17 protein-coding genes are annotated in these 22,904 nt (G+C 72.8%); 9 read left to right on the top strand and 8 right to left on the bottom strand.

Annotated features, from left to right (window positions below):
- Window positions 1-77: 77 nt before the first annotated feature.
- A complete protein-coding gene (locus tag ACWC5C_RS34585) occupies window positions 78-743 on the bottom strand; it encodes a TetR/AcrR family transcriptional regulator (protein ID WP_450882014.1) in 666 nt (221 codons plus the stop codon).
- Between the two features lie 82 nt (window positions 744-825).
- Here ACWC5C_RS34585 and ACWC5C_RS34590 point away from each other — a divergent pair, with 82 nt between their 5' ends.
- Entirely contained in the window at window positions 826-1,950 is a 1,125-nt protein-coding gene (locus tag ACWC5C_RS34590) for a DUF3533 domain-containing protein (protein ID WP_450882016.1), read from the top strand.
- Here ACWC5C_RS34590 and ACWC5C_RS34595 read toward each other — a convergent pair.
- The 3 genes from ACWC5C_RS34595 to ACWC5C_RS34605 form a co-directional block, all read right to left on the bottom strand.
- The gene (locus ACWC5C_RS34595; RefSeq protein ID WP_450882018.1) at window positions 1,907-3,529 is read right to left on the bottom strand and encodes a CATRA conflict system CASPASE/TPR repeat-associated protein; all 1,623 of its coding nucleotides are present in this window, start codon (window positions 3,527-3,529) and stop codon (window positions 1,907-1,909) included. The genes ACWC5C_RS34590 and ACWC5C_RS34595 overlap by 44 nt on opposite strands.
- Complete coding sequence (locus ACWC5C_RS34600) at window positions 3,474-3,842, bottom strand: CATRA system-associated protein (RefSeq protein ID WP_450882020.1); 369 nt, start codon at window positions 3,840-3,842, stop codon at window positions 3,474-3,476. Before ACWC5C_RS34600 ends, ACWC5C_RS34595 begins: the two co-directional genes overlap by 56 nt.
- Before the next feature lie 62 nt (window positions 3,843-3,904).
- Entirely contained in the window at window positions 3,905-4,681 is a 777-nt protein-coding gene (locus tag ACWC5C_RS34605) for a class I SAM-dependent methyltransferase (protein ID WP_450882022.1), read from the bottom strand.
- Between the two features lie 220 nt (window positions 4,682-4,901).
- Here ACWC5C_RS34605 and ACWC5C_RS34610 point away from each other — a divergent pair, with 220 nt between their 5' ends.
- The 6 genes from ACWC5C_RS34610 to ACWC5C_RS34635 all read left to right on the top strand — a co-directional run bounded on the left by ACWC5C_RS34610 (window position 4,902) and on the right by ACWC5C_RS34635 (window position 11,726).
- Window positions 4,902-6,128 (top strand): sensor histidine kinase, encoded by a 1,227-nt coding sequence (locus ACWC5C_RS34610; RefSeq protein ID WP_450882024.1) that lies wholly within the window; start codon window positions 4,902-4,904, stop codon window positions 6,126-6,128.
- 35 nt (window positions 6,129-6,163) lie between these two features.
- On the top strand, window positions 6,164-6,844 hold the full coding sequence (locus ACWC5C_RS34615; protein WP_450882026.1) for a response regulator: 681 nt from the start codon (window positions 6,164-6,166) through the stop codon (window positions 6,842-6,844).
- A 434-nt stretch (window positions 6,845-7,278) separates the two neighbouring features.
- The gene (locus ACWC5C_RS34620) at window positions 7,279-8,499 is read left to right on the top strand and encodes an ABC transporter substrate-binding protein (protein WP_450882028.1); all 1,221 of its coding nucleotides are present in this window, start codon (window positions 7,279-7,281) and stop codon (window positions 8,497-8,499) included.
- Window positions 8,500-8,552: 53 nt separating this feature from the next.
- Complete coding sequence (locus tag ACWC5C_RS34625) at window positions 8,553-9,560, top strand: carbohydrate ABC transporter permease (RefSeq protein WP_450882030.1); 1,008 nt, start codon at window positions 8,553-8,555, stop codon at window positions 9,558-9,560.
- Window positions 9,553-10,407: a carbohydrate ABC transporter permease gene (locus tag ACWC5C_RS34630; protein ID WP_385441633.1), complete on the top strand. Its 855-nt coding sequence runs from the start codon at window positions 9,553-9,555 to the stop codon at window positions 10,405-10,407. The genes ACWC5C_RS34625 and ACWC5C_RS34630 overlap by 8 nt, the downstream gene beginning before the upstream one ends.
- On the top strand, window positions 10,404-11,726 hold the full coding sequence (locus tag ACWC5C_RS34635) for an alpha-L-fucosidase (protein ID WP_450882222.1): 1,323 nt from the start codon (window positions 10,404-10,406) through the stop codon (window positions 11,724-11,726). Before ACWC5C_RS34630 ends, ACWC5C_RS34635 begins: the two co-directional genes overlap by 4 nt.
- A gap of 24 nt (window positions 11,727-11,750) precedes the next feature.
- On the opposite strand, the gene ACWC5C_RS34640 is transcribed toward ACWC5C_RS34635, so the two are convergent.
- The 3 genes from ACWC5C_RS34640 to ACWC5C_RS34650 form a co-directional block, all read right to left on the bottom strand.
- Window positions 11,751-12,662, bottom strand: a complete 912-nt coding sequence (locus ACWC5C_RS34640) for an endonuclease/exonuclease/phosphatase family protein (RefSeq protein ID WP_450882032.1) — start codon at window positions 12,660-12,662, stop codon at window positions 11,751-11,753.
- 133 nt (window positions 12,663-12,795) lie between these two features.
- The gene (locus ACWC5C_RS34645) at window positions 12,796-14,196 is read right to left on the bottom strand and encodes a M1 family metallopeptidase (protein ID WP_450882034.1); all 1,401 of its coding nucleotides are present in this window, start codon (window positions 14,194-14,196) and stop codon (window positions 12,796-12,798) included.
- The gene (locus ACWC5C_RS34650) at window positions 14,193-18,143 is read right to left on the bottom strand and encodes a Pls/PosA family non-ribosomal peptide synthetase (RefSeq protein WP_450882036.1); all 3,951 of its coding nucleotides are present in this window, start codon (window positions 18,141-18,143) and stop codon (window positions 14,193-14,195) included. The genes ACWC5C_RS34645 and ACWC5C_RS34650 overlap by 4 nt, the downstream gene beginning before the upstream one ends.
- Window positions 18,144-18,696: 553 nt before the next feature.
- Here ACWC5C_RS34650 and ACWC5C_RS34655 point away from each other — a divergent pair.
- Window positions 18,697-20,178, top strand: a complete 1,482-nt coding sequence (locus ACWC5C_RS34655) for an amino acid permease (protein ID WP_450882224.1) — start codon at window positions 18,697-18,699, stop codon at window positions 20,176-20,178.
- Window positions 20,175-21,251 carry a succinyl-diaminopimelate desuccinylase gene (dapE, locus tag ACWC5C_RS34660; RefSeq protein WP_450882038.1) on the top strand — a complete coding sequence of 359 codons (1,077 nt, stop codon included), beginning with the start codon at window positions 20,175-20,177 and terminating at the stop codon, window positions 21,249-21,251. Before ACWC5C_RS34655 ends, dapE begins: the two co-directional genes overlap by 4 nt.
- 13 nt (window positions 21,252-21,264) lie before the next feature.
- Here dapE and ACWC5C_RS34665 read toward each other — a convergent pair whose 3' ends face one another.
- Window positions 21,265-22,857: a PucR family transcriptional regulator gene (locus ACWC5C_RS34665; protein WP_450882040.1), complete on the bottom strand. Its 1,593-nt coding sequence runs from the start codon at window positions 22,855-22,857 to the stop codon at window positions 21,265-21,267.
- Window positions 22,858-22,904 lie beyond the last annotated feature (47 nt).

The raw sequence follows: 22,904 nt of genomic DNA on the forward strand, positions 1-22,904 counted from the left end.
CAGTCCACGGACGAGGACGGCACCCCGGCCCCGGCCACGGTCACCGCCGCCGTACTGCCGTGGGCCCTGTCCCCCCCTCAGCGCCGGGGGGCGAGGAGAGCGGTGAGCATGTCGCGCAGCCAGTCGCGCAGCGCGTCGAGATCCGGGTCGAGCAGCAGCCGTTCGGCCGCCGCGTCGTGCATCGTGAGGACCGCCGCCGTCAGCGACTCGGGGTCGCGCAGCCCGGGCGGCATGGTGTCGGGGTCGACAAAGGCGGTCACGATGGGCTGCAGCGTTTCGCGCAGCGCCTCGCGGTGCCGGATCAGGGTGGCCGCGGTGTCCGGGTCGCGCGCCGCGTACAGCATGAAGTCGGTGCGTACGAGGACCCAGGTGCGGTCGATGAGCAGCGCGCCCACCACCCGGTCGAGCAGGACCGCGAGACCCTCGTCGGGAGTGGCGCCGTCCAGCGCGTCCCGCACCTGGTCCGTCACGAGCGCGGCCTGCCGCTCGTAGAGCGCGAAGAACAGCTCGTCCAGGCTGTCGAAATTGGAGTAGAAGGCGCCGCGCGTGTACCCGGCGGCCTCGCAGATCTCCTCGATTCCCGCGCGGCCGAAGCCGCGCTCCGCGAAGACCGTGAGCGCCGCGGCCAGCAGCCGTTCCCGGGTCTCGGCCCGGCGCCGGGTGACGCGGGTGGGGGTGCCGTCCGCGCGCCGTCCGCTGCGCAGCGCCCGGCGGTCGACCGCGCTGTTACTGGCTTCCGTCATGCGCTCCATCCTAGTTCGATACACTCGTGTATCCGATACGATCGTGTATCGAACTCGTCGGTGATTGAGGAAGTGCGGATCAGTGAGCCAGGTGGATACGGACCACACGGAGACCCCGGTGGTGCGGAGCGCGAAGCCGGAGTCGCGGCCGGAGTCGGACGCGGACCAGCCGGGAGGCGAGGGGGCGGCGCCCCGGGGGTGGTGGACCAGGCTGCGTGGCGCGTTCCCGGCGCGCGTCGCGGCGATGCTCGTCGGCGCGCTGCTGCTGCAGCTGGGATTCGTCCTGTCGTACGTGGGCGCGTTCCACCACCCCGAGCCGCACCGCATCCCGATCGCGGTCGCGGCACCGGAACGGGTGGCCCCGGACGCGGTGCGGAAGCTCAACGGGATACCCGGCCAGCCGCTGAAGGCCACCGCCACCGATGAGGCCACGGCCCGCGAGCGGCTGCGTACGGGGGAGATCAGCGGGGCGCTCATCGTGAAGCCCGGCTCCCGCACCGACACCCTCCTGACCGCCGGTGCCGGTGGCGCCTCCACGGCCACCGCGCTGGAAACGGTGATCGCGAAGGCCGAGAAGGCGCAAGGCCGCACCGCGTCCGTCGTGGACGCCTTCCCCGCGCAGGCGGGCGACGCCCGGGGGTTGAGCAGCTTCTACCTGGTGGTGGGCTGGACGGTGGGCGGCTATCTGTTCGCCGCGCTGCTGGGCATGTCGCTCGGCGCCCGCCCCGCCACCGCGCGCGGCGCCGGGCGGCGGCTGCTGGCGGCCGTTCCGTACGCGGTGCTGTCCGGGCTGGGCGGCGCGGCGATCGTGGGCCCGCTGCTCGGCGCGTTGAACGGCCACTTCCTCGCGCTGTCGGCGATCGGGGCGCTGGTCGTCTTCGGCGCCGCCGCCATGACCATCGCCTTCCAGGTGCTCTTCGGCGTCCTGGGTATCGGCGTCACGATCCTGCTGTTCGTGGTCCTCGGCAACCCCAGCGCCGGTGGCGCGTACGGCCCCGAGCTGCTGCCCCCGTTCTGGCGGGCGCTGAGCCCCGCGCTGCCCAACGGCGCCGCCACCCACGCCGTGCGCCACATCATGTACTTCTCCGGCCACGGCATCGCCGCCAACCTGGCGGTGCTGGCCGCCTACGCCCTCGGCGGCGCGCTGGTCAGTGTCCTCGGCGTCACCCTGATCCGCCGTCGGCGCGCAGCAGTCGCCGCCGCATGACCAGCCATCCGCAGCCGAACGCCGGAAGCGCTACCGCCCAGGTCAGCGCATCCGGCGCGGCGCTGCCGGTGGCCGTGTGCACGGCCACCGTGCTGGCCAGCCACCCGGCCGTGGCGCCCACCAACCCGGCGAGCAGCGAGCCGAGCCGGGCCGGTGCCCGGCTCTCCGGCGGGGTGGCGAGCCACAGCACCAGCGTGGCCAGCAGGAGGGCGAGCGCGCCGAGCAGGGCGATGAGCGCGGGCACCGCGGGAGGCGGCAGGAACGGGACCTCGTACGCGAAACTCTGGATCGCGGCGAGCACCATGAGGACCGCGCCGAGGAACGCGCTCTGCAGCAGATTGACCTTGCTCTGCCGCTGCTGCGCGGCCACTTCCTGACGCTGCGTCAGCTCCCGGCGGCGCTGGAGGGCGTGTTCCGCCTCGACCGTCAGGGCCGTCAGCGCGTCCCGGGCCCGTTCCCGGTCCGCCTCCAGATAGACCAGGCCGTCGCCCAGCCGCTGGACGAACCACGCGGCCAGCGCGAGGTCTTCGGCGAATGGGCCGTGGCCGCCCTCGGGGACGCCCGCGGCGTCCCCGAGGGCGCGCATGTTGGCCTCGGCGATGCGCACGGTGGTGCGCATCTCCCTGAGCCTGGTGATCCACTGGGTGAGGCCCGTGGAGCCCGCGGTGAGCGACAGCAACCGGGCGCGCCACCGCGCGAGTTCCTCGCCACGGTCGTACGCCTGACCGTCATCGGCGGTGTCGTCGTCCGGGGACGCGCGGTCCAGCGCCGCGAGGGCGCCGTCCACGACCGCCCCCGCCGGGGAGGCGAGATCGCTGTCGTGCGCGGCGTGCACCCGCGTCTCGTACCGCAGCTTCGCCGCGTCCGCCAGATACCGGGCGAACGGTGGCGGTGCGCCACCGCCCTGGCTCCACAGCCACAGTTCGGTGTCCCGGGGGCCGTCGCCACCGTCGTCCGCCACCGCGACGAAGCGCCGCGACGGCCGGGTGGCGGAATCGCCGGTGGCCTCCCACAGGGTGACCTCGGGGCGGGCCAGCGCGACGCCCGGCCCCAGCGGCAGGGGCAGTTCGGCCCGTATCGCCCCGGCCACCTCCCGCACACCGACCGGCTCGGTGCCGGACGGGGCGCGATAGGCGACGAACAGCCGCGCCTCGCCGACGACCCACTCCCGCTCGGGATCCCCGTCCGCCCCCGCGATCCGTGTCCACCGCCGGTCCCAGGTGTCCCAGGACCCCCGCTCACCCGCGACGGGCGACAGCGCCACCGACAGACACAGCAGATCGTGGTGGCGCCGCAGCACCGCCTGCGCCAGCCCCGCGCGGTCGCGCCGCGCCGCCACCGCCCCCGCCGCCGGAAGCCCGCCCAGCTCCTCGGGGAGCGTGTCGGGCAGCCCCGTCGCGGCGGCGGAGCGGACCATGCCGAGCTGCGGCCCGCACGCCGCCCACACCTCCCGCAGCCGCCGGTACGACGCGCTCTGGCGCGGCCCGGTCGTGGCCACGAAGAGGTGGACGACGAGCGACTGATCAGTGAGGGTCACCACCGGCCGGTGCGCCCTCCGCGAGGTCCAGGTCGTCGTCATCGGCCCCGCTCCGCAGGGCGTGCACCAAGCGGCCCAGCCGGTCCAGGGTTTCGGGCGACGCGGGCTCGTGCCCGTCGCCCTCCTCGCCCGCGCGCAGCCGCACCCGCGACGGCCCCAGCAGCTCCAACCGGCCCGTCACCGCGCCCAGAGCCCGCGCGTCCCCGGCCGACACCGCCGCCTCCAGCGCCCCCAGCGCGCGCTCCACATGCGCCCAGTCCGCACGCGGCAGCACCAGCCCGGCGACCCCCGCGAGGGCCGCCAGCGCGTCCTCACGTAATTCCGCCGTGACCCGGCCCCGCTCCGACACTCCCATGGCCCCAACTTACCGGCATTGGGGTGAAAAGGGATGAGTACAGGTATTCACCCGGGCCGCGCTCAGTCGCCGTGGGTGACGCGGATCTTGGACTGGCCGTGCGGAAGCTCCTCCCAGTCCTCCATGAAACGGGCCGCCAGGCCGTGTTTCCCGGCGAGGTCGATGAGGGTTTCGGTGCGGTAGTAGAAGTCCTCCCGCAGGACCTGGTGCTCCTTGCCCTCGGTACGGTCGAAGGTGAAGTCGAACCAGCCGCCCGGCGCCAGCACACGGCCCACGTTGGCCAGGCACTCGTCGATGACCGGCAGCGGGGAGTGGGAGAACACGCTGTGGGCGTGGACGACGTCGAAGTGGGCCTCGGGCAGAAAGCGCAGGGTGAGGTCGCGGACGGGGGTGAGGTTGGGAAGCCGGTCCTGCAGCTCGGTGTGGACCAGGGTGTCCTGTGCGGCGACCAGGATGTCGGGGGAGATGTCGACGCCGTAGTAGTGGCCGGGTTCGAGGTGGCGGATGAAGCGCCACCCCGCGCGCAGATTGCCGCAGCCGATCTCCAGCATGCGGTGCTCGGGGCGCAGACCGTGCTTGACCAGGTAGTCGAACTGCATCGCGCCCAGCGCCAGCCACCGCTCCCGGGTACGGCCGCCGACCGCCGCGTCGGCGCTGGCACGGGTGTCGGAACGCATCACGGCGCGGTAGTAGTCGACGTGGTCCGGCCAGCGGTAGCGCAGCCAGGCGTCCCGGGTGGCCCGCACCAGGTGGCGCGGTACGCGTTCGGGGTGACGGAGCACGTAGGAGACACGGTGGCCGAGGCTGGCACGGTTGACGGTGACGTTCTTGGCAGGCATGAAGAATCCTTTCCACGGGAGGCGGGGTGTGTGTCGTGGGCCCCGGACTTCAGCCTCCGTGCGGGTGACGGCCGTCGGCGTCGGCAGACCGGCCACCGGCCGGAGGCGGTTCGGGCGACGGCGGGGTCAACCGATCGGATGATGCGGAGGGCTGTGGCCCGTACTAGGACTGGTGACGGGGACGGGACGGGGACGGACGAGACAGTGAAGGGGTGCGGCGATGCGGAGCGGTCCGGCGGCGGAGGCTCGCGAGGGCGAGTGGGCCGATCCGGACGGCCGGTGGCTGCGGGTGGTCCTGGACGGGGCGTTCCTGCTGCTGCTCGGCTCGTCACTGATCCGCTTCCTGACCCGCGATCAGAGCCGGACGCACACCGGATACGCCGTCGCCCTGTTCGTCGCCTTCGGGCTGCTGTACGTGCTCGGGCGGCTGCTGGCCCCCGCGCCACGCCCCGGCGCCCGGCCGAGCACGCGGCATCTGGCCTGGCTGGGGGCGGTGTCGGTGGTCTGGGCCGGGCTGCTCGCCCTCGCCCCGAGCGCCACGTGGTGTGCCATGCCGCTGCTGTTCACCGGGCTGCAGACGCTGCCCGTACGCATCGCGGTGCCGCTGGCGGCCGTGCTCACCGTGGCGGTCGTCGCCACCGAGCTGCGGCTCTCCCACCAAGGGCTCAACCCGAATGTGGTGGTCGCCCCCGTGGCCATCAGCGCCGTCGCCACCGCCGTGCTGGTCCATCTGCAGCGCCAGGCGGCCCGGCAGCGCGTCCTGATCGACGACCTGGTCCGCACCCGCCGCGATCTGGCCGCCACCGAGCGGCGGGCGGGCATCCTCGCGGAGCGGCAGCGGCTGGCCAGTGAGATCCACGACACCCTCGCGCAGGGTCTGTCCAGCCAGGGGATGCTGCTCCAGGCCGCCGACCGCACCTGGGAGACGGACCCCGACGCGGCGCGCCGCCATATGCGGGACGCGGCCGGGATCGCCTCGCGCGGCCTCGCCGAGGCCCGCCGGTTCGTCCAGGACCTGGCCCCCGCCGACCTCGCCGACCGCACCCTCGCCGAGGCGCTGAGCGCGCTGGCCGACCGCGAGTGCGGCGAGGGGCTGACCGTCGGCTTCCGGCTCGACGGCGCACCGGGCCCGGTGCCGGAGCGGGTCGAGGCCGCGCTGCTGCGCATCGCGCAGGGCGCCCTGGCCAACGTGCGGGAACACGCCTGGGCGACCCGGGCCGCCCTCACTCTGACCTGGCTGGACGACCAGATCTCCCTGGACATCGCCGACAACGGCCGTGGCTTCGACCCCGAGCGCCCCCGGGCGGCGGACACCGGCCGGGAGCGGGGCCACGGGCTGCCCGCCATGCGGGTGCGGGTCCGCCAGCTCGGGGGCACGCTCACCGTCGAATCCACCCGGGGCGAGGGCACCGTCGTATCGGCGGCCGTCCCCCTCGCCACCCCCTGACGTCGCACCCGCATCACACGGAGGACCGCCGCACCATGACCACCCCGCCCGACGCCACCCCGCCCATCCGGCTGCTGCTGTGCGACGACCACGCCGTGGTGCGCGCCGGGCTGCTCGCGCTGCTGTCCAGCACCGCGGGGATCGAGGTGGTCGGCGAGGCGGGCAGTGGCGAAGAAGCGCTGGCCATGGCCGCGCGCGTACGCCCCGACGTGGTGCTCATGGACCTCCAGCTCGGCGACGGCATGGACGGGGTGGAGGCCACCCGCCGACTCGCCACCGGCCCACTCGCCACCGGCGCGGGGGCGGCGGCGGAGGAACCGGCCCCGCGGGTGCTGGTGCTCACCATGTTCGACACCGACGCCGACATCGCCCGGGCCATCGAGGCGGGCGCCACCGGCTATCTGCTCAAGGCTGAGCGGCCGGAGGAGCTGTTCGCGGCGATACGGAACGCGGCGGCCGGGCGCACCGCGCTCTCGGCGCCGGTCGCCGACCGGCTGATGGCCCAGCTGCGCACGCCCCGCCCCGCCCTCTCCGAGCGGGAGCGGGACATCCTGCAGCAGCTCGCCCGGGGGCTGGGGAACCGGGAGATCGCCCGGGCCCTGTTCATCAGCGAGGCCACGGTGAAGACCCACCTGGGGCGGATCTACGGCAAGCTGGGCGTGGACACCCGGGCGGGCGCGGTCGCCGTCGCCACCGAGCGGCGGCTGCTGGGCTGATCGTTACGTCCACACATCGGATGTTCCGCTCCCGCGCGGGGTGGCCTTCGCCGAGCCCGCCCGGCAGGGGTACGGCACCCGGCCCCCGGCCTGCGGGAGCGCCCGCGACGAGCGCGAAGAGACATCCCAACTATGGTCGCGCGGCAGGGGGACGATTGTCGCGGAATTGGGGCCGTACGACGCCTTGACACCCCAATACATCGGATGTTCTGATGCCGATGCGTCCTGGTAAATGGGACCGGCCGAATGGAGCCGCCGTGGGTCGGATCAACGCCTTACCCCGCATCTGACGTTCCCCCTCTCATCCCGTCACGCCCTCGCCGCGATCGCGGCTTCTCTCCAGCATCCGCACGTGCGTTCATTCCGTGCTGCCGGAGTACGTCCATGTGAGCACGCAAATTGAAGTGGACACTGCTATGAAAAGACGACTCCTCGTGAGTGCTACCGCGGCTGCCGCCGCACTGGGTCTCACGTTGTCGGGATGCTCCTCCGGCGGCGGCACGTCGGGCCAGTCGAAGGACAAGCTCACCTGGTCGATGTGGATCGCCGGTTCGGCGGACAAGGCGGCCTGGCAGAAGGTCGCCGACGCGGTCAAGGAGGACGGCGGCGCGAAGGTCACCATTCAGGGGGCGCCGTTCGAGGATTACTTCACCAAGCTCCGCACCCAGCTCAGCGCGGGAAGCGCGCCGTGCATCGTCAGCATGCAGAGCCTCCGCGCGGCGAACTACACGGACGTCCTGCTGCCGCTCGACTCCCTCGCGAAGAAGCAGGGCGTCGACCTGTCGCAGTTCGACACCACCGCGCTCGACGCGCTGAAGGTCGACGGAAAGATCTACGCCCTGCCGTACGACACCGGCCCCATGCTGCTGTTCTACAACAAGGACCTCTTCAAGCAGGTGGGCGCGAAGGCACCGGAGCCGGGCTGGACGGTGAAGGAGTTCGAGGCCGCCGCGGCGAAGTTCAAGGCCGCGGGGAAGAAGATATTCGGCTCGGCGATCGGGGACATGAACCTCGAGTCGATGATCCTCGGCTACAACGGGGGCCGCGTCATCAAGGAAGACGGCACGCTCGACCCCTCGGACCCGAAGTTCGCCAAGGGCTTCGACTACCTCGGCTCGCTCGTGAAGAACGGCTGGGCCACTCAGGCGAGTTCGGACACCTCGGTCGCGTCCAACGACTTCGTGGCCAAGAAGGTGGGCATGTACCCCGACGGCCCCTGGTCGCTCCTCGACCGGAAGGGCAAGGCCGATTTCGACATCGGGATCACGACCATCCCCGTCGGCACGGCCGGTGCCACCCCGTCCACCTACTCGGCGGGCTCCGGCTTCGGCGTCTCCAAGCAGTGCAAGTACCCCGACCAGGCCTTCCAGGCGGTCAAGGCGATGACCAGTCAGAAGGTGCTGAAGGGGCTGGCCGAGCAGGGACGGGCCTTCCCTGGTCGCACGGCGGCGCAGCAGGCGTGGTACGACAACGCGAACATCGCGGGCGTCGAGACCGTCCTCAAGGCGGCGCAGAAGGCGTCGACCCCGCTGCCCGGGAACAAGCAGAGCGACCAGCTCCAGCAGCTCTTCTTCCAGTACGGGATCCAGGCCCTGAACGGGCAGCAGTCGGGAGCGCAGACGATGAAGTCGATCGCCGGACAACTCCAGAAGTGAGCCTGAGAGGTCGGGAAATGACGGAATCGGTGTCCCAGCCATCGCCCGCGTCGATGTCCGCTGTTCCTCCCGGGGCGGCGTCGGCGGTGCCGGTGGCTGGTACGGGTGCCGCCGACGTGGGGGTCGTGGCACGGGAGGGGCCGAAACACAAGAAGGTGGGACGGGAGCCCGGGGCGCGGTCGGGGCGGCGGCAGATCGGGCGGCGCTCGTGGTGGGGCGCCGTGTTCGCCACTCCCCACTCGCTCGGGCTGGCGATCTTCACGGTGGTCCCGATCGTCGCCTCCCTCGTCGTGAGCTTCATGAACTGGCCGATGCTCGGTGAGCACTCCTGGACCGGCCTCGACAACTACCGCCAGCTCTTCGCGGACGACACCTTCTGGATCGTGGCGCGGAACACCGTCGAGTACGTGGTCCTCTATGTGCCGCTGAATCTCGTGGTCTCGCTCGGACTCGCGGCCTGGCTGACGCCACGGATCCGGCACCGGCACGTCTTCCGGGTGCTGTTCTTCATTCCGACGATCACGCCACTGGTGGCGAATGTCGTCGTGTGGCGGATGCTCTACCAGCCCGATGGCTTCATCGACGCGACGATGCAGTCGACGATCGGGGTGAACGCGCCCAATTTCCTCGCGGAAGGCACCTGGGCCATGCTCGCGGTGGTCGCGATGAGCGTCTGGGCGGGTTTCGGCTACAACATGCTGATCTTCTCCGCCGCTCTCGACGCGGTGCCGGAAAACCAGCTCGAGGCCGCCCAGATCGACGGCGCGAGTGCGTGGCAGGTCTTCTGGCGCATCAAATTCCCGGCAATCTCCCCGTCGATCTTCTTCGCGACGATGATGACGCTCATCACCTCGTTCCAGGTGTTCACCCAGCCGTTCCTGCTGACCAAGGGCGGCCCGGGGACGGAAACCGAGACGCTCGTGCAGTACATCTACAACACCGGCTTCCAGACCCAGCAGCTCGGCCTCGCCTCCGCGGGAGCCTGGGTGCTCTTTGTGATCATTCTCGGCATCACGGCGGTCCAGTTCCTCGGCCAGAAGCGTTGGGTGCACTATGAGTAGCGACACGCGGCCGGTGAAGGCCGCTTCACGGACCCGCCAGGCCATCGGCTATCTGCTGCTGTGTCTGATCGCGCTGGCGTTCATGTCGCCGCTCATCTACATGGTGGCCACCAGCCTCAAGCCCGAGGCCGACACCTTCACCACGCCGCCGACGCTCTGGGGCTCGGAGCTGCGCTGGCAGAACTTCGCGGACGTCTTCAGCTATCTGCCGTTCCAGCGGTTCATCCTGAACGGCGTGTTCGTCGCCGCCGTCGGCACCGCCATCAACGTCGCGGTCGCGGCGTTCAGCGGATACGCCTTCTCGCGCCTTCGCTGGCGCGGCAGGAACGTCGTCTTCGTCCTCTTCCTGGCGACCCTGATGATCCCGCAGGACGTTCTCATCATCCCGATGTACGTGATGATGCAGAACTTCGGCTGGGTGGACACCTTCCAGGCGCTCATCATCCCGTGGGCGTTCACCGCGCTGGGCGCGTTCCTGCTCCGGCAGTTCTTCCTGACCGTGCCGCAGGAGCTGGACGACGCCGCCCGCGCCGACGGGGCGGGGACGGTGCGGACCTTCATCGCCGTGATGCTGCCGCTGGCCCGCCCGACCCTGGCCGTGCTGGCCGTCTTCACGTTCATCAGCTACTGGAACTCCTTCCTGTGGCCCCTGGTCGTCGTCAACGATGTGAACGCCCGCGCGACCATCCCCCTCGGTCTCCAGGCGTTCTTCGGCCAGCAGGGGACCCAGTGGAGCCTCGTCATGGCGGCGTCGGTGATTTCGATGCTGCCGACCGTGATCCTCCTGATGCTCCTTCAGAAGCACCTCATCCGCGGCATCGTCACCAGTGGCCTCGGCGGCCGCTGAACCGCAGCCCTTCCCGAAAGGAATCCGCTTTAATGGCCATCCCCGCCTGGTTCACCGAGGACCGCTTCGGCATGTTCGTCCACTGGGGCCTGTACGCACTCCCCGCCCGCCACGAGTGGGTGAAGAACCGCGAGCGGATCACGGACGAGGACTACGACCGCTACTTCCGCCACTTCGAACCGGACCTCTACGACCCCCGCGAGTGGGCGCGGTCCGCCAAGCGCGCCGGAATGAAGTACGTCGTGCTCACCACGAAGCACCACGACGGCTTCTGCCTGTGGGACTCGAAGCTGACGGACTACACCTCGATGCACACCCCCATCGGCAAGGACCTGGTCCGGGAGTTCGTCGACGCCGTGCGCGCCGAGGGGCTGCGCGTGGGCTTCTACCACTCGCTCATCGACTGGCACCACCCCGACTTCGTCATCGACGGTCTCCACCCGCGCCGCGACGACCCGCCGGAGGAGATCGCGCGGCTCAACGAGGGCCGCGACATGGCCCGGTACCGCGCGTACCTCCACGGCCAGGTCGAGGAGCTGCTGACCGACTACGGCCGCATCGACTACCTCTTCTACGACTTCTCGTACAAGCGCGGCAGGCACAGCGAGGTGTTCAACGCCAAGGGTGCCGACGAGTGGGGCTCGGAAGAACTCCTCGCGCTCACCCGCCGCCTCCAGCCCGGGATCATCGTCAACGACCGGCTGGAGATCCCCGGTGACCTCGTCACCCCGGAGCAGTACCAGCCCGACAAGCCCATGGAGGTCGACGGCGAGCCGGTGGTCTGGGAGGCGTGCCAGACCCTCAACGGCAGCTGGGGCTATGACCGCGACAACCTCAACGTCAAGAGCGTCGAACTGCTGCTCCGGATGCTCATCGACGGCGTCGCCAAGAACGGCAACATGCTGCTGAACGTCGGGCCCACCGGGCGCGGCGAGCTGGACCCGGTCGCCGCCGCCACGCTGGAGGGCATCGGGGAGTGGATGTCCCGCCACAACCGCTCGATCTACGGTGCTGGCCCCTCCGCCCACCGCGCCCCGGTCGACACCCGCTACACCCAGCGCGGCAACCGCCTCTACCTCCACCTCTTCGCCTGGCCCTTCACCCATGTGCACCTCCCCGGGCTGGCGGGCAAGGTCGAGTACGCGCAGCTGCTGCACGACGCGTCCGAGATCCACTACCGCGAGATCGACCCCTCGGCCACCGCCCAGAACACCACCATCGGCGGCCAGCCGCCCGGCACCCTCACCCTGTCCCTGCCGGTGGTCCGGCCCGATGTCGCGGTGCCGGTCGTGGAACTCTTCCTGCGGGAGGGCGCCTGACGGGCGGCCGACACCGGGCCTGGCTCACAGCTCCAGCACGGCGTGCACCGGCAGATGGTCGCTGGGGAACTGCCCGCCGGAGGAGTAGGTGTCGATCGACGCGTAGCGGGTCCGTACGCCCCGCGAGGTGAGGATCCAGTCGATCCGGTCGCCGTCCGGCACCAGCGGCTTGTAGCCGTGGAAGGTCGCGTACAGCTTGCCGCGCCGGTCGGCGGTGTCCCATGAGTCGGCGAGCAGGCCGCCGTCCAGCAGGGTGTCGTAGACGGAGTTGCCGTGGGCGGCCACGTTGAAGTCCCCGGTGACGATCCGGGGGAGCGACGGGTCCAGCCCGGTCAGCCGGGTGTTGATCAGGACGGCGGCCCGCTGCCGGGCGTACTGGCTGACGTGGTCCAGATGGGTGTTGAGGGCGTAGAACTGCTTGCCGGTGACCTGGTCGTGAAAGCGCGCCCAGGTCACCATGCGCACCACGGCCCCACCCCAGGTGTTGGAGCCGATCACATTCGGTGTGTCGGACAGCCAGAAGTGGTCGAACTCCAGCGGCTCCAGCCGTCTCGTGTCGTAGAAGACGGCCATGAACTCATCGCGGCTGCCACCCGCCCGGCCCGTGCCCAGCCAGTCGTAGCGCGCCCCGAGATCGGCGGCGATGTCGCGCAGCTGGCCGTACAGCCCCTCCTGGGTGCCCAGCAGATGCGGCTCGGCGCGGCGCAGCAGCTCCCGCATGACCGGGCGGCGCTGCGCCCAGGTGTTGGGCGCGGTGTCGCTGGCGTAGCGCAGGTTGAAGGTCATGGTGTGCAGCTGTGAGCCGCCCACGGGGACGGCCGGGCCGTCCCCGGCGGTGTCGGCCCGGGCCTCCGGCTGGGTGGCGAGCGGAAGTCCGAGAGCTGCGGCGGCCGCGGCGCGCATACCGTGGCGACGGCTGAACAGCGGTGCGGGCATGGCTCCTCCAGATGTCCGGCGATGACACCAGTATCAGGCCGACAGGGAGGAATGAAGTGGCCTGCGGGAGCCGTGAGTTGAAACGAAACACGTCCGGATGCGAAACGCGAGGCGCACACACCCGGACGCCGCCTCAGGGGAGTTCCGGCAGCCGGGGGGTGTAGAGCCAGGCGGTGAGCAGCGCGTCCAGGGGCTGCGCCGTGTGACGCCGCGCCAGGGCCGTGAACTCCATGGTGGTGACGGTGGCGTGGCGGTGGGTGGCCGTCCACTCCCGCAGCACCGCGAAGAACGCGTCGTCCCCGAGGACCGTACGCAGCGCGTGCAGCGTCAGGGCACCCCGGTGGTAGAGCCGGTCGTCGAACATCCGCGCCATGCCCGGGTCCGCGACCAGCAGGTCCTGCGGCTGCTCGGCCAGCGCGGCCCGGAACCGGGCGGCGTGGACGGCGGCCGTGGCGCCGCCGGACACCTCCGACCACAGCCACTCGGCGTACTTGGCGAAGCCCTCGTTCAGCCAGATGTGGCGCCAGTCGGCGACGCTCAGGCTGTTGCCGAACCACTGGTGGGCCAGCTCATGGGCCACCAGCCGCTCACAGCCGCGCTGCCCGTCGACATGGTTGGAGCCGAAGACGGACAGCGTCTGCGCCTCGACCGGCACCTCCAGCTCGTCGTCCGTCACCACCACCGCGTACTCGTCGAACGGATACGGGCCGAAGAGGTCCTCGAAGGCGGCCATCATCCGGGGCTGGCGGGCGAAGTCGTGGTCGAAGCGGTCGCGCAGCCGCGGCGGTACGGCCGCCCGCTGGGGCACCCGGCTCACCGCCGGGTCCGTCAGCTCGACCAGGTCGTACAGGCCGATCTGGACGGTGGCGAGATACGTGGACATCGGCGCCGGGTGCTCGTACACCCAGGTCGTGGTGGAGGCGCTGACCGTGCACGACTCCAGGGTGCCCGCGGCGACCACCGTGTACGGCGACGGCGCGGTCACCGCGATCCGGTACGACGCCTTGCCGGCCGGGTGGTCGTCGCACGGGAACCAGGACGGCGCGCCGATCGGCTGGCCCGCCACCAGCGCCCCGTCCTCCAGCTGCTCCCAGCCCAGGTCGCCCCAGTGCCGGGTCTTCACCGGCCGGGGCACCCCGACGTACCGCACCTCGACGGTGAACGGCGTCCCGGCGGGCAGCGGGCGGGCCGGGCGGACGCGCAGCTTGTCCGCCCGGTGGGTGTAGCGGGCCGCGCGGACCCCGTCGACCAGCACCCCGTCCACCCGGAACGCGCCCAGGTCGAGGCTGAACCCGGACAGCGGCTCGCCCGTCGCGCCCGGCTCGGCGACCGCCGAGATCCGGGCCCGGCCCGAGAGCCGCCCGGTGCTGGGGCGGCAGTTCAGCTCCAGGTCGTAATGGGTCACCCGGTAGCCGCCGTTGCCGTGCCCGGGCAGATACGAGTCCCCGGACTTGTCCGCGCCGACCGTGCCGACCGCCCCGGCCGCGCCGCCGGGCGCCGCCTGCGTCCGGCGGCCGCCCTTGCCCCTGCTCACTTCGCCGTACCCTCCGTCTTCCGCATGTCCCGCTCCTTCTCCGGCTGCCACGCCGCGATCGGGTTGCCCAGCCACCGGGTCCCCGCGGGCAGTGCCTCGCCGCGCATCACCAGCGACGCCGGACCCACCGTGGCACACGCGCCGACCGTGGCGCCCGGCAGCACGATGCCGTGCGGGCCCAGGGTCGCGCCCTCCTCCAGGACGACCTCGTCCATGCGCATGATCCGGTCGTGGAAGAGATGGGTCTGCACCACGCAGCCCCGGTTCACGCTCGCCCCGGCACCGATCCGCACCAGGTCGGCCTCGGGCAGCCAGTACGTCTCGCACCAGGCGCCGCGCCCGATGCGCGCGCCCAGCCCCCGCAGCCACCAGTTCATCAGCGGCGTACCGGACACGGCCCCGGCCAGCCACGGCACGGCCAGCACCTCCACGAAGGTGTCCGCCAGCTCGGTGCGCCAGACGAACGAACTCCACAGCGGCCGTTCGGTGGCCCGGAACCGGCCCACCAGCAGCCACTTGGCCAGCACCGCCACGACGCACGCCACCAGACCGCCCGCGATGAGCAGCACGCCGCCCGCCGCCAGCGCGGCCGGGAAGCCGAACCGTCCGGCGACCGCCCCGAAGGCGGCCAGCACCAGCACCGCGAGCGCCGTGCTGCCCATGACGGGCACGATCCGGCACAGTTCGACGGCGCCACGCGCCCACTTCAGCCGCCGCGCCGGACGGTACGTACGGCTCTGGTCGCCCTCCTCGGCCGCCCTCGGCAGCTTCATCGGCGGCATCCCGAGCCACGAGCTGCCCGCCTTGGCGCCCTTGGGCGCCGCGGACAGCACACCGACCAGACCGCGCTTGGGGACCGAGCTGCCGCCCGCGGCCATACCGGAGTTGCCGAGGAACGCCATCTTGCCGACCCGCGACTCGGCGATCCGCAGCCGTCCGCCGCCCAGTTCGTACGACGCCACCATGGTGTCGTCGGCGAGGAACGCGCCGTCGCCGACCGTCGTCATCGACGGCAGCGCCAGCACGGTGGACGCCTCGACCCCGCGCCCCACCTTCATCCCGAGCGCCCGCAGCCACACCGGGGTGAACAGGCTCGCGTACAGCGGGAACAGATGCACCCGCGCCATGTCCATCAGCCGTTCGGTGGCCCACGCCTGCCAGGCGACGCGCCCGTGCACGGGGTGCTGGCCCGCGCGCAGGCCGATGCCGAGCGCCCGTACCCCGGCCAGGATGAGCAGCGCGTAGCAGACCATCCCGGCCACGGTCGCCAGCGGCACCGCGGCCAGCGCGTGGAGCAGCGCCGGGACCGGCTCATGGGTGCCCCGGACGAACAGCGCCAGGACGGCGAGCGCGGGCAGCAGCGCCAGCGCGGGCAGCAGGGTCAGCGCCAGCGAGGTGAGCCCGTACACCACGGCCCAGCGGCGGGTGCGCTCCGGCCGGTCCTCGGGCCGGTGCTGCGCCGCCTTGCCGGACTTGGCGGCCGGTACGCCCGCCCAGCGGCGCCCTGCGGGCACCGCGCCGGTCACCCCGGACCCCGGGGCGATCTCGGCGCGCTTGCCGATCCGGGCGCCGGGGAAGAGCGTGCTGCGCGCGCCGACCGTGGCGCCCGCGCCGATCCGGATGCGGCCGATCCGCAGCCGGTCGCCGTCCAGCCAGTGGCCGGACAGATCGACCTCGGGCTCGACCGCGCTGCCCCTGCCGAGCTTGAGCATCCCGGTCACCGGCGGCAGCGCGTGCAGATCGACATCCGGGCCGATCCGCACGCCCAGCGCCCGCGCGTAGTGGGTGAGCCAGCTGCCCGACAGACCGGTGGCACCGCTCAGTTCGGCCAGCTTCTCGGCCGTCCACAGCCGCAGATGGACGCCGCCGCCGCGCGGATACGTCCCCGGCTTGAGCCCCCGCAGCAGCAGGCGGGCACCGCCCGCGGCGATCGCGATCCGGCCCGGCGGCGATACGAAGAGCAGCCAGCCGAGCGCGATCCACCACCAGGAGACGGTGGGCGCCCAGGGCGCGGAACCGAGCAGACGCAGCGTATTGAGGACGGCGGCCGCGGCCACGCCCCAGCGCAGCCCGGCGACCGTCAGCAGCGGCAGCGTCAGCAGCGTCTGCGCGAGGCCGGTGCGCCGGGGGACGGGCCGCACGGTGCGCGAAGCCGTCGCCTCGCAGCCCATCGCGTCCAGCGTCCGGGCGAGCGCGCCCAGCCGCGGGTTCTGGTAGATGTCGCTGACCGACCCGCTGGGATAGCGGTCCCGGATGCGCGAGACGAGCTGGGCGGCGGCGAGGCTGCCCCCGCCCGCCGCGAAGAAGTCGGCGTCCGGCCCGCTCGCGGGGGTGCCCAGTACCTCGCCCCACAGCTCGGCCAGCCAGCTCTCGGTCCCGGTCAGCGCGTCCGGGGCCTGGGCCGTGCCGACGCCCGGCAGCGGCCAGGGCAGCGCGGCCCGGTCCACCTTGCCGGACGTACGGGTCGGCAGCGTGCCGACCACCGCGAGCAGCGGCACCAGCGCGGCGGGCAGCACCTCCCGCAGCCGGTCCAGCGCGTCCGCCTGGTCGAAGCCGTCGTCTTCTTCGGGTCCTTCGGGCACGACGTAGCCCACCAGCAGCTGGTGGCCCGCCTTCGTCGTCCGTACCGCGGCCGCGGCGCCCGCCACGCCCGGCAGCGCCTGCAGCGCGGCGTCCACCTCGCCCAGCTCGATCCGGCGGCCGCCCAGCTTGACCTGTTCATCGGCCCGGCCGACGAACAGCAGCCCCTCCTCCTCGGCGCGCACCAGGTCACCGCTGCGGTACGCGCGCGACCAGCCCAGGGCCGGGAGCGGGGCGTACTTCTCGGCGTCCTTCGCCGGGTCGAGATAGCGGGCCAGACCGACCCCGCCGATCACCAGCTCGCCGACCTCGCCCATGGGCACGACCTCGCCCCGGGAATCCACGACGGCCAGCTCCCAGCCGTCGAGCGGCAGCCCGATCCGCACCGGACCCTCGCCGGTCAGCTGGGCCGCGCACGCGACGACGGTGGCCTCGGTCGGCCCGTAGGTGTTCCACACCTCACGGTCCTCGACCGCCATCCGCTCGGCCAGCTCCGGCGGGCACGCCTCGCCGCCGAAGATCAGCAGCCGTACGTCGTCCAGCGCCTCCACCGGCCACAGCGCGGCCAGCGTGGGAACCGTGGAGACCACGGTGATCTCCTGCTCGACCAGCCAGGGGCCCAGGTCCACACCCGTGCGCACCAGCGACCGGGGCGCGGGCACCAGACAGGCGCCGCTGCGCCACGCGAGCCACATCTCCTCACAGGACGCGTCGAAGGCCACCGACAGACCGGCCAGCACCCGGTCGCCCGGCCCCATGGGCTCATCGGCCAGGAACAGCCCGGCCTCGGCGTCCACGAACGCGGCCGCGCTGCGGTGGGTGACGGCGACGCCCTTGGGCTTCCCCGTCGATCCGGAGGTGAATATGATCCACGCGTCGTCGCCGGGCCCCGGGCGGCCGGGGCCGCCGTGCGGCTCGGCGCGCACCGTCATCTCCAGACCGGCGCCGAGCACCACGCTCACCTCGGCCTCGGAGAAGACCAGCTCGGCCCGCTCGTCCGGGTCCTCCGCGTCCACCGGCACATACGCGGCGCCCGCGGCCAGCACGGCCAGGATCCCGACGTACAGATCGGCGGTGCCGGAGGGGACGCGGATGCCGACCCGGTCGCCGACGCCGACGCCCGCCCCGGCCAGCCGCCGCCGCACCCGCTCCACCTCGGCCAGCAGCGCCCGGTAGCTCAGCGCGGCCTTGCCGTCGTCGACGGCGGGGGCGTTCGGGTGGCGGCGGGCGGTCGCGCCGAGGACGTCCATGAGGGTGCGCTCGGCGTGGGTGCCGCGCCCCGGGAACAGGGCGGGCGGTGCCACGGGCTCCGCGACGGGCGCGGGCAGCGGTTCGGTCAGCGTCTGGGACTCGTCTACTACAGTCATCCGGCCTCTCCGGCTTCGGTGGACCGAGAGTTCGGCGACACCGTCCGGACCACCGGACCATCGGCCTCTGCCATACCGGCTCCACACTGAGCCGGGTCCCGAACACCCGCTCGCGGCTGAGGGATGCCGCGAGGGCGAACACTCGGGGCGGCCTTCAGCGGCCGCCCCGAATCCGCGGCCACCGATGGCCGGAAGGGCTTGTTCCGCCCCCCAACCGAACCGACGCCGCACACGCCGAACAGGCAGTTTACCCAGCGTTAACAGGAACCGCTCGTGTTACGGGATGCCCGCGCCCCGGGCGGGGGCCACGCCGCCCATCGGCCCGCCCCTCGCGCACGCTCCCGCCAGTCGCACATCATGCCTGGTGGGGGCTGGTTTCCCGGGGGTCGCCGCACCCCTCAGAAGCGGCTGATCATCCTGTGTCCGGACTCACAGGAGCCCTGGTCAGGGCGGGCCCTGTCCGACCAGGGCCTCCGGCCGGGCGGCGCTTGGCCGATCGTGCAAAGCGATCCGGGTCATCTTGGCCGATGCGCGCAACCCCGCGCCCACCCCGCTGCCGCATCATCAGACGCCATGCGGCAGCGGAAGGAGCGGGTCGGTGCAAGGTGAGAACAAGCTGACAAGGCGCCGGAGCGTGGCGGGACTGGTCGCCGACGCGAGCGGCGGCCCGCTGCGGCGCACCATGGGGCTGAGCCAGCTCACACTGCTCAGCGTGGGCGCCACCCTCGGCACCGGGATCTTCGTGGTGCTGGGCGAGGCGGTGCCCGAGGCCGGTCCTGCGGTGGTGGTCTCGTTCGTACTCGCCGGGCTCACCGCGCTGTTCTCGGCGCTCTCGTACGCCGAGCTGGCGGGCATGATCCCGGGCGCCGGGTCCTCGTACAGCTACGCGTACGCCACCCTCGGCGAGCTGGTGGCCTGGGTCTGCGGCTGGTGTCTGATCCTGGAGTACGGCGTGTCGGTGGCCGCGGTCGCGGTCGGCTGGGGGCAGTACGTCAACGAACTGCTCCACCTCACCATCGGCTGGACGCTGCCCGATTCGCTCGCCGCGCCGCCGGGGGAGGGCGGGGTGCTGAACGTGCCCGCCGCCGTGATCGTCCTCCTCGCCATGGTGGTGCTGCTGCGCGGGGCGCGGCAGAGCGCGGTCGCCAACGCCGTCATGGTGACGGTGAAGGTCGTCGTGCTGGTGATGTTCTGCGCGGTCGCCTTCACCGCCTTCCACGCCGGGAACTTCCGCCCGCTCTTCCCGCTCGGCACTGCCGGGATGACCGCGGGCGCGGCCTCGCTGTTCTTCTCGTACATCGGCTTCGACGCCGCGTCCACGGCCGGTGAGGAAGCGAAGAACCCGCAGCGCGATCTGCCGCGCGCCATCATCTTCTCGCTCGCCCTCGTCACCGCCCTGTACTGCGCGGTCGCGCTGGCGGCGGTCGGGGCGATGCCCTGGCAGCGGTTCGCGGGCACCGAGGCCACGCTGAGCCAGGTGCTGGTGCGTTCCGTCGGCGGTGGCGATCTGTGGCCCGTGCTGCTGTCCATCGGCGCGGTCATCGCCACCACGAGCGTCGTCCTGACCGTGCAGTACGGCCAGATCCGCATCCTCTTCGCGATGTCCCGCGACGGGCTCATCCCGCCGCTCTTCTCCCGGGTCCACGCGCGGACCGGGGTGCCGCGCGCGGGCACGGTCATCGTCACCGCCTTCGTCACGGTCCTGGCCGCGCTCATTCCGCTCGGCGCCCTCGCGGACGCCACCAGCATCGGCACCCTCTTCGCCTTCGCCCTGGTCAACCTGGCGGTGCTGATCCTGCGGCGGCGCAGCCCGGAGGCGCCCCGCGGCTTCCGGGTGCCGTTCGCGCCGGTGACACCGCTGCTCGGCGTGGCCGCGTGCGTCTATGTGATGTACGGGCTCGGCGCCGACACCTGGATCGCGTTCGGCGCCTGGATGGCGGCGGGGCTGGCCGTCTACGGGCTCTACGGCATCCGCCACTCCGCGCTGGGCCGCGCCGCCACCCCCGAGAAGACCGTTCAGGAGACCACGCCATGACCACCCCCACGCCTGTGCTCGACCCGGCCACCGATGTCGTCGCGCTCACCCGCGCCCTGGTCGACATCCCCTCCGAGAGCGGCGAGGAGGCCGCGCTCGCCGACGCCGTCGAGACCGCGCTGCGCGCCCTGCCGCACCTGACGGTCGAGCGGATCGGCGACTCGGTGGTGGCCCGCACCGGGCTGGGCCGCGAGCGGCGCGTGATCGTCGCGGGCCATCTGGACACCGTCCCGGCCGCCGGAAACCTGCCCGCCCGCCTCGACGCCGAAGCGCTCCACGGGCTCGGCGCCTGCGACATGAAGGGCGGCGTCGCGGTCTCCCTGCGGCTCGCGGCCACCCTCACCGCGCCGGTCCACGACGTGACCTACGTCTTCTACGCCTGCGAAGAGGTCTCCGGCGACCGCAACGGCCTCGCCCAGATCGCCACCGAGCGCCCCGAACTGCTCCACGCCGACCTCGCGATCCTCATGGAACCCTCCGACGCCGGAGTCGAGGCGGGCTGCCAGGGCATGCTGATGGCCGACATCACCGTACGCGGCGCCCGCGCGCACACCGCCCGCGCCTGGCAGGGCGTCAACGCCGCCCACCGGGCCGCCGAAGTCCTCAAGCGTCTGGACGACCACACCGCCGAGCGCGTCGCCATCGACGGCCTGGAGTACCGCGAGGGGCTGAGCGCCGTCGCCGTACGCGCGGGGGTGGCCGAGAACGTCGTCCCCGACAGCTGCGTGATCACCGTCAATCTGCGCTTCGCGCCCAGCCGTTCGCCCGAGCAGGCCGAGCGATATGTGCGGGACCTCTTCCCGGAGTACGAGGTGGAGATCACCGAGGCCACCCCCGGCGCCCTCCCCGGCCTCGACCGCCCCGAAGCCGCCTCGTTCGTGGCCGCGGTGGGCGCGGAGCCCCGCCCCAAGCTGGGCTGGACCGACGTCGCCCGCTTCACCGCGCTCGGCACCCCGGCCCTCAACTACGGCCCGGGCGACCCGTCCCTGGCCCACACCCCGGGCGAGTACGTACCCCTGGCCCAGCTGCGCGCCTGCGAGACGCGGCTCGCGGACTGGCTCCAGGGCGCCTAGGGGCGCAGGGCGCTTAGAGGCCCGCCAGGGTGCGCAGCTGAAGCCACAGCACCAGCCGCTCGTCCGGGTCGTCCAGGTCGACGCCGAGTTGCGACCGCACCTGGCGGAGCCGGTAGCGGCAGGTGTTGGGGTGCACGGCCAGCAGCTTCGCCGCCCGGGCCATGTCGCAGCCCGCGTCCAGCCAGCACACCAGGGTGCGGGCGTAGTCCGTACCGTGGTCGGCGTCGTACGCCAGCACCTCCCGCCACGCCCCGGCCGCCAGCTCCCGCCGCTCGCCGAGGAGCCCGGCCAGCCGGAACAGGACGGCCCGGGCCCGTACCTCGTGCACCGCCGCGACCGTCTCGTCCGGCCGGAGCACCCGCAGCACCAGATCGGCGTCCTCCCGCGAGCCGGGGATCTCCGCCGGGTCCGGCACCGCCTCGCCGAGCCCGGCCCGTACCGGCGCCCGCAGCGCCTGCCCGGCGCGCCGCACGATGTCCTCCGCGAACCGCCGTTGCCGCTCCCCGGCGCGCTCCCCGCTCACGGGCAGCAGCGCGTACACCACCCCGTCGACCAGGACGCACGCCTGCCGCCCGTAGCGGGCCTCGCACTGCAGCCGTACGAGGTCCAGCAGCCGCAGCGCGGCCTGCTCGCCATCCGGCGCGGAGGCCGCCGGATCCAGGGCGAACGCGGCCACCCGCAGCGGGGTGCCGGGGGTGAGGCCCAGGCGCTGGGCGGCGGTGGCCGATTCGGTGGTGCCGTCCAGCAGGCGGCGCAGCAGATCGCCGGTCAGATGCCGGGACAGCTCGGCCGCCGCCCGCGCCCGCAGCAGAAGCAGCGCGGCCGTGGACGCGCCCTGGGCGAGCTGCGCCTCGGCGTCGGGGGCGAGCGTCCCGTCGTCCACGACCCACAGCGAGCCGAGCGTCTCGCCGCCCGCCCGCACGGCGACGGCCAGCCGTGGCAGCTCGCCCTCGCCGAGGGCGGCGAGCCGGACCGGGCCCTGGGCGGCGAACAGCACCCGGTACTGCTCGGTGTTCTCCGGGCTGTCCGGCACCTGACGGCCGAGGATGCCCTGCCGCCGGGCCTCGTCGACCGGCTGCCCGGGCACGGTCGAGTACGCGAGGACGCTCTGCCGCGGATCCTCGATGACGGTGGCGCCGCCCACCGCCGCCGCCACCGCGCCCGCCAGCGAGAACAGATCGCCGAGCGCGGCCCCGTTGCCCGCCGGGGACGGCCGCGCCCCGATCGCCTGGGCGAGCAGCAGATGGACGTGGTGCCAGGCGGCGTCCTCATCCACGGCGAGCAGGGCCGTACCGCACTCCGCCGCCTCGGCGACCGGCCCGGCCGGGCCGCGCACCACCACCCCGGCCATACCGGCGGCGGCCGCCTCCCGCACCAGCGGACCGGCGGCCTCCGCCCGCACCCCGACCGCCAGCAGCAGGGCGCCGGGCGCCCGGGACGGCAGCGGCGCGTGGGCGTCGTACAGCAGCACCTCGGTGACGGGCGCGCCGAGTCCGGCCGGGGCGGGGCTGAGCGGGCGCAGGGTGGGCTCGCCGAGAACGGCGAGGAGGTCCCCGAGGGTGCGGGCGTCCATGGGTGCGGTGTCCGGGCCTTTCTTCGTGGCCATTGGCCGATCGTCACAGGACCCTAGGCCGCCTTTGTACAGCAGGACAA

It is taken from the genome of Streptomyces sp. NPDC001700 (assembly GCF_053596435.1).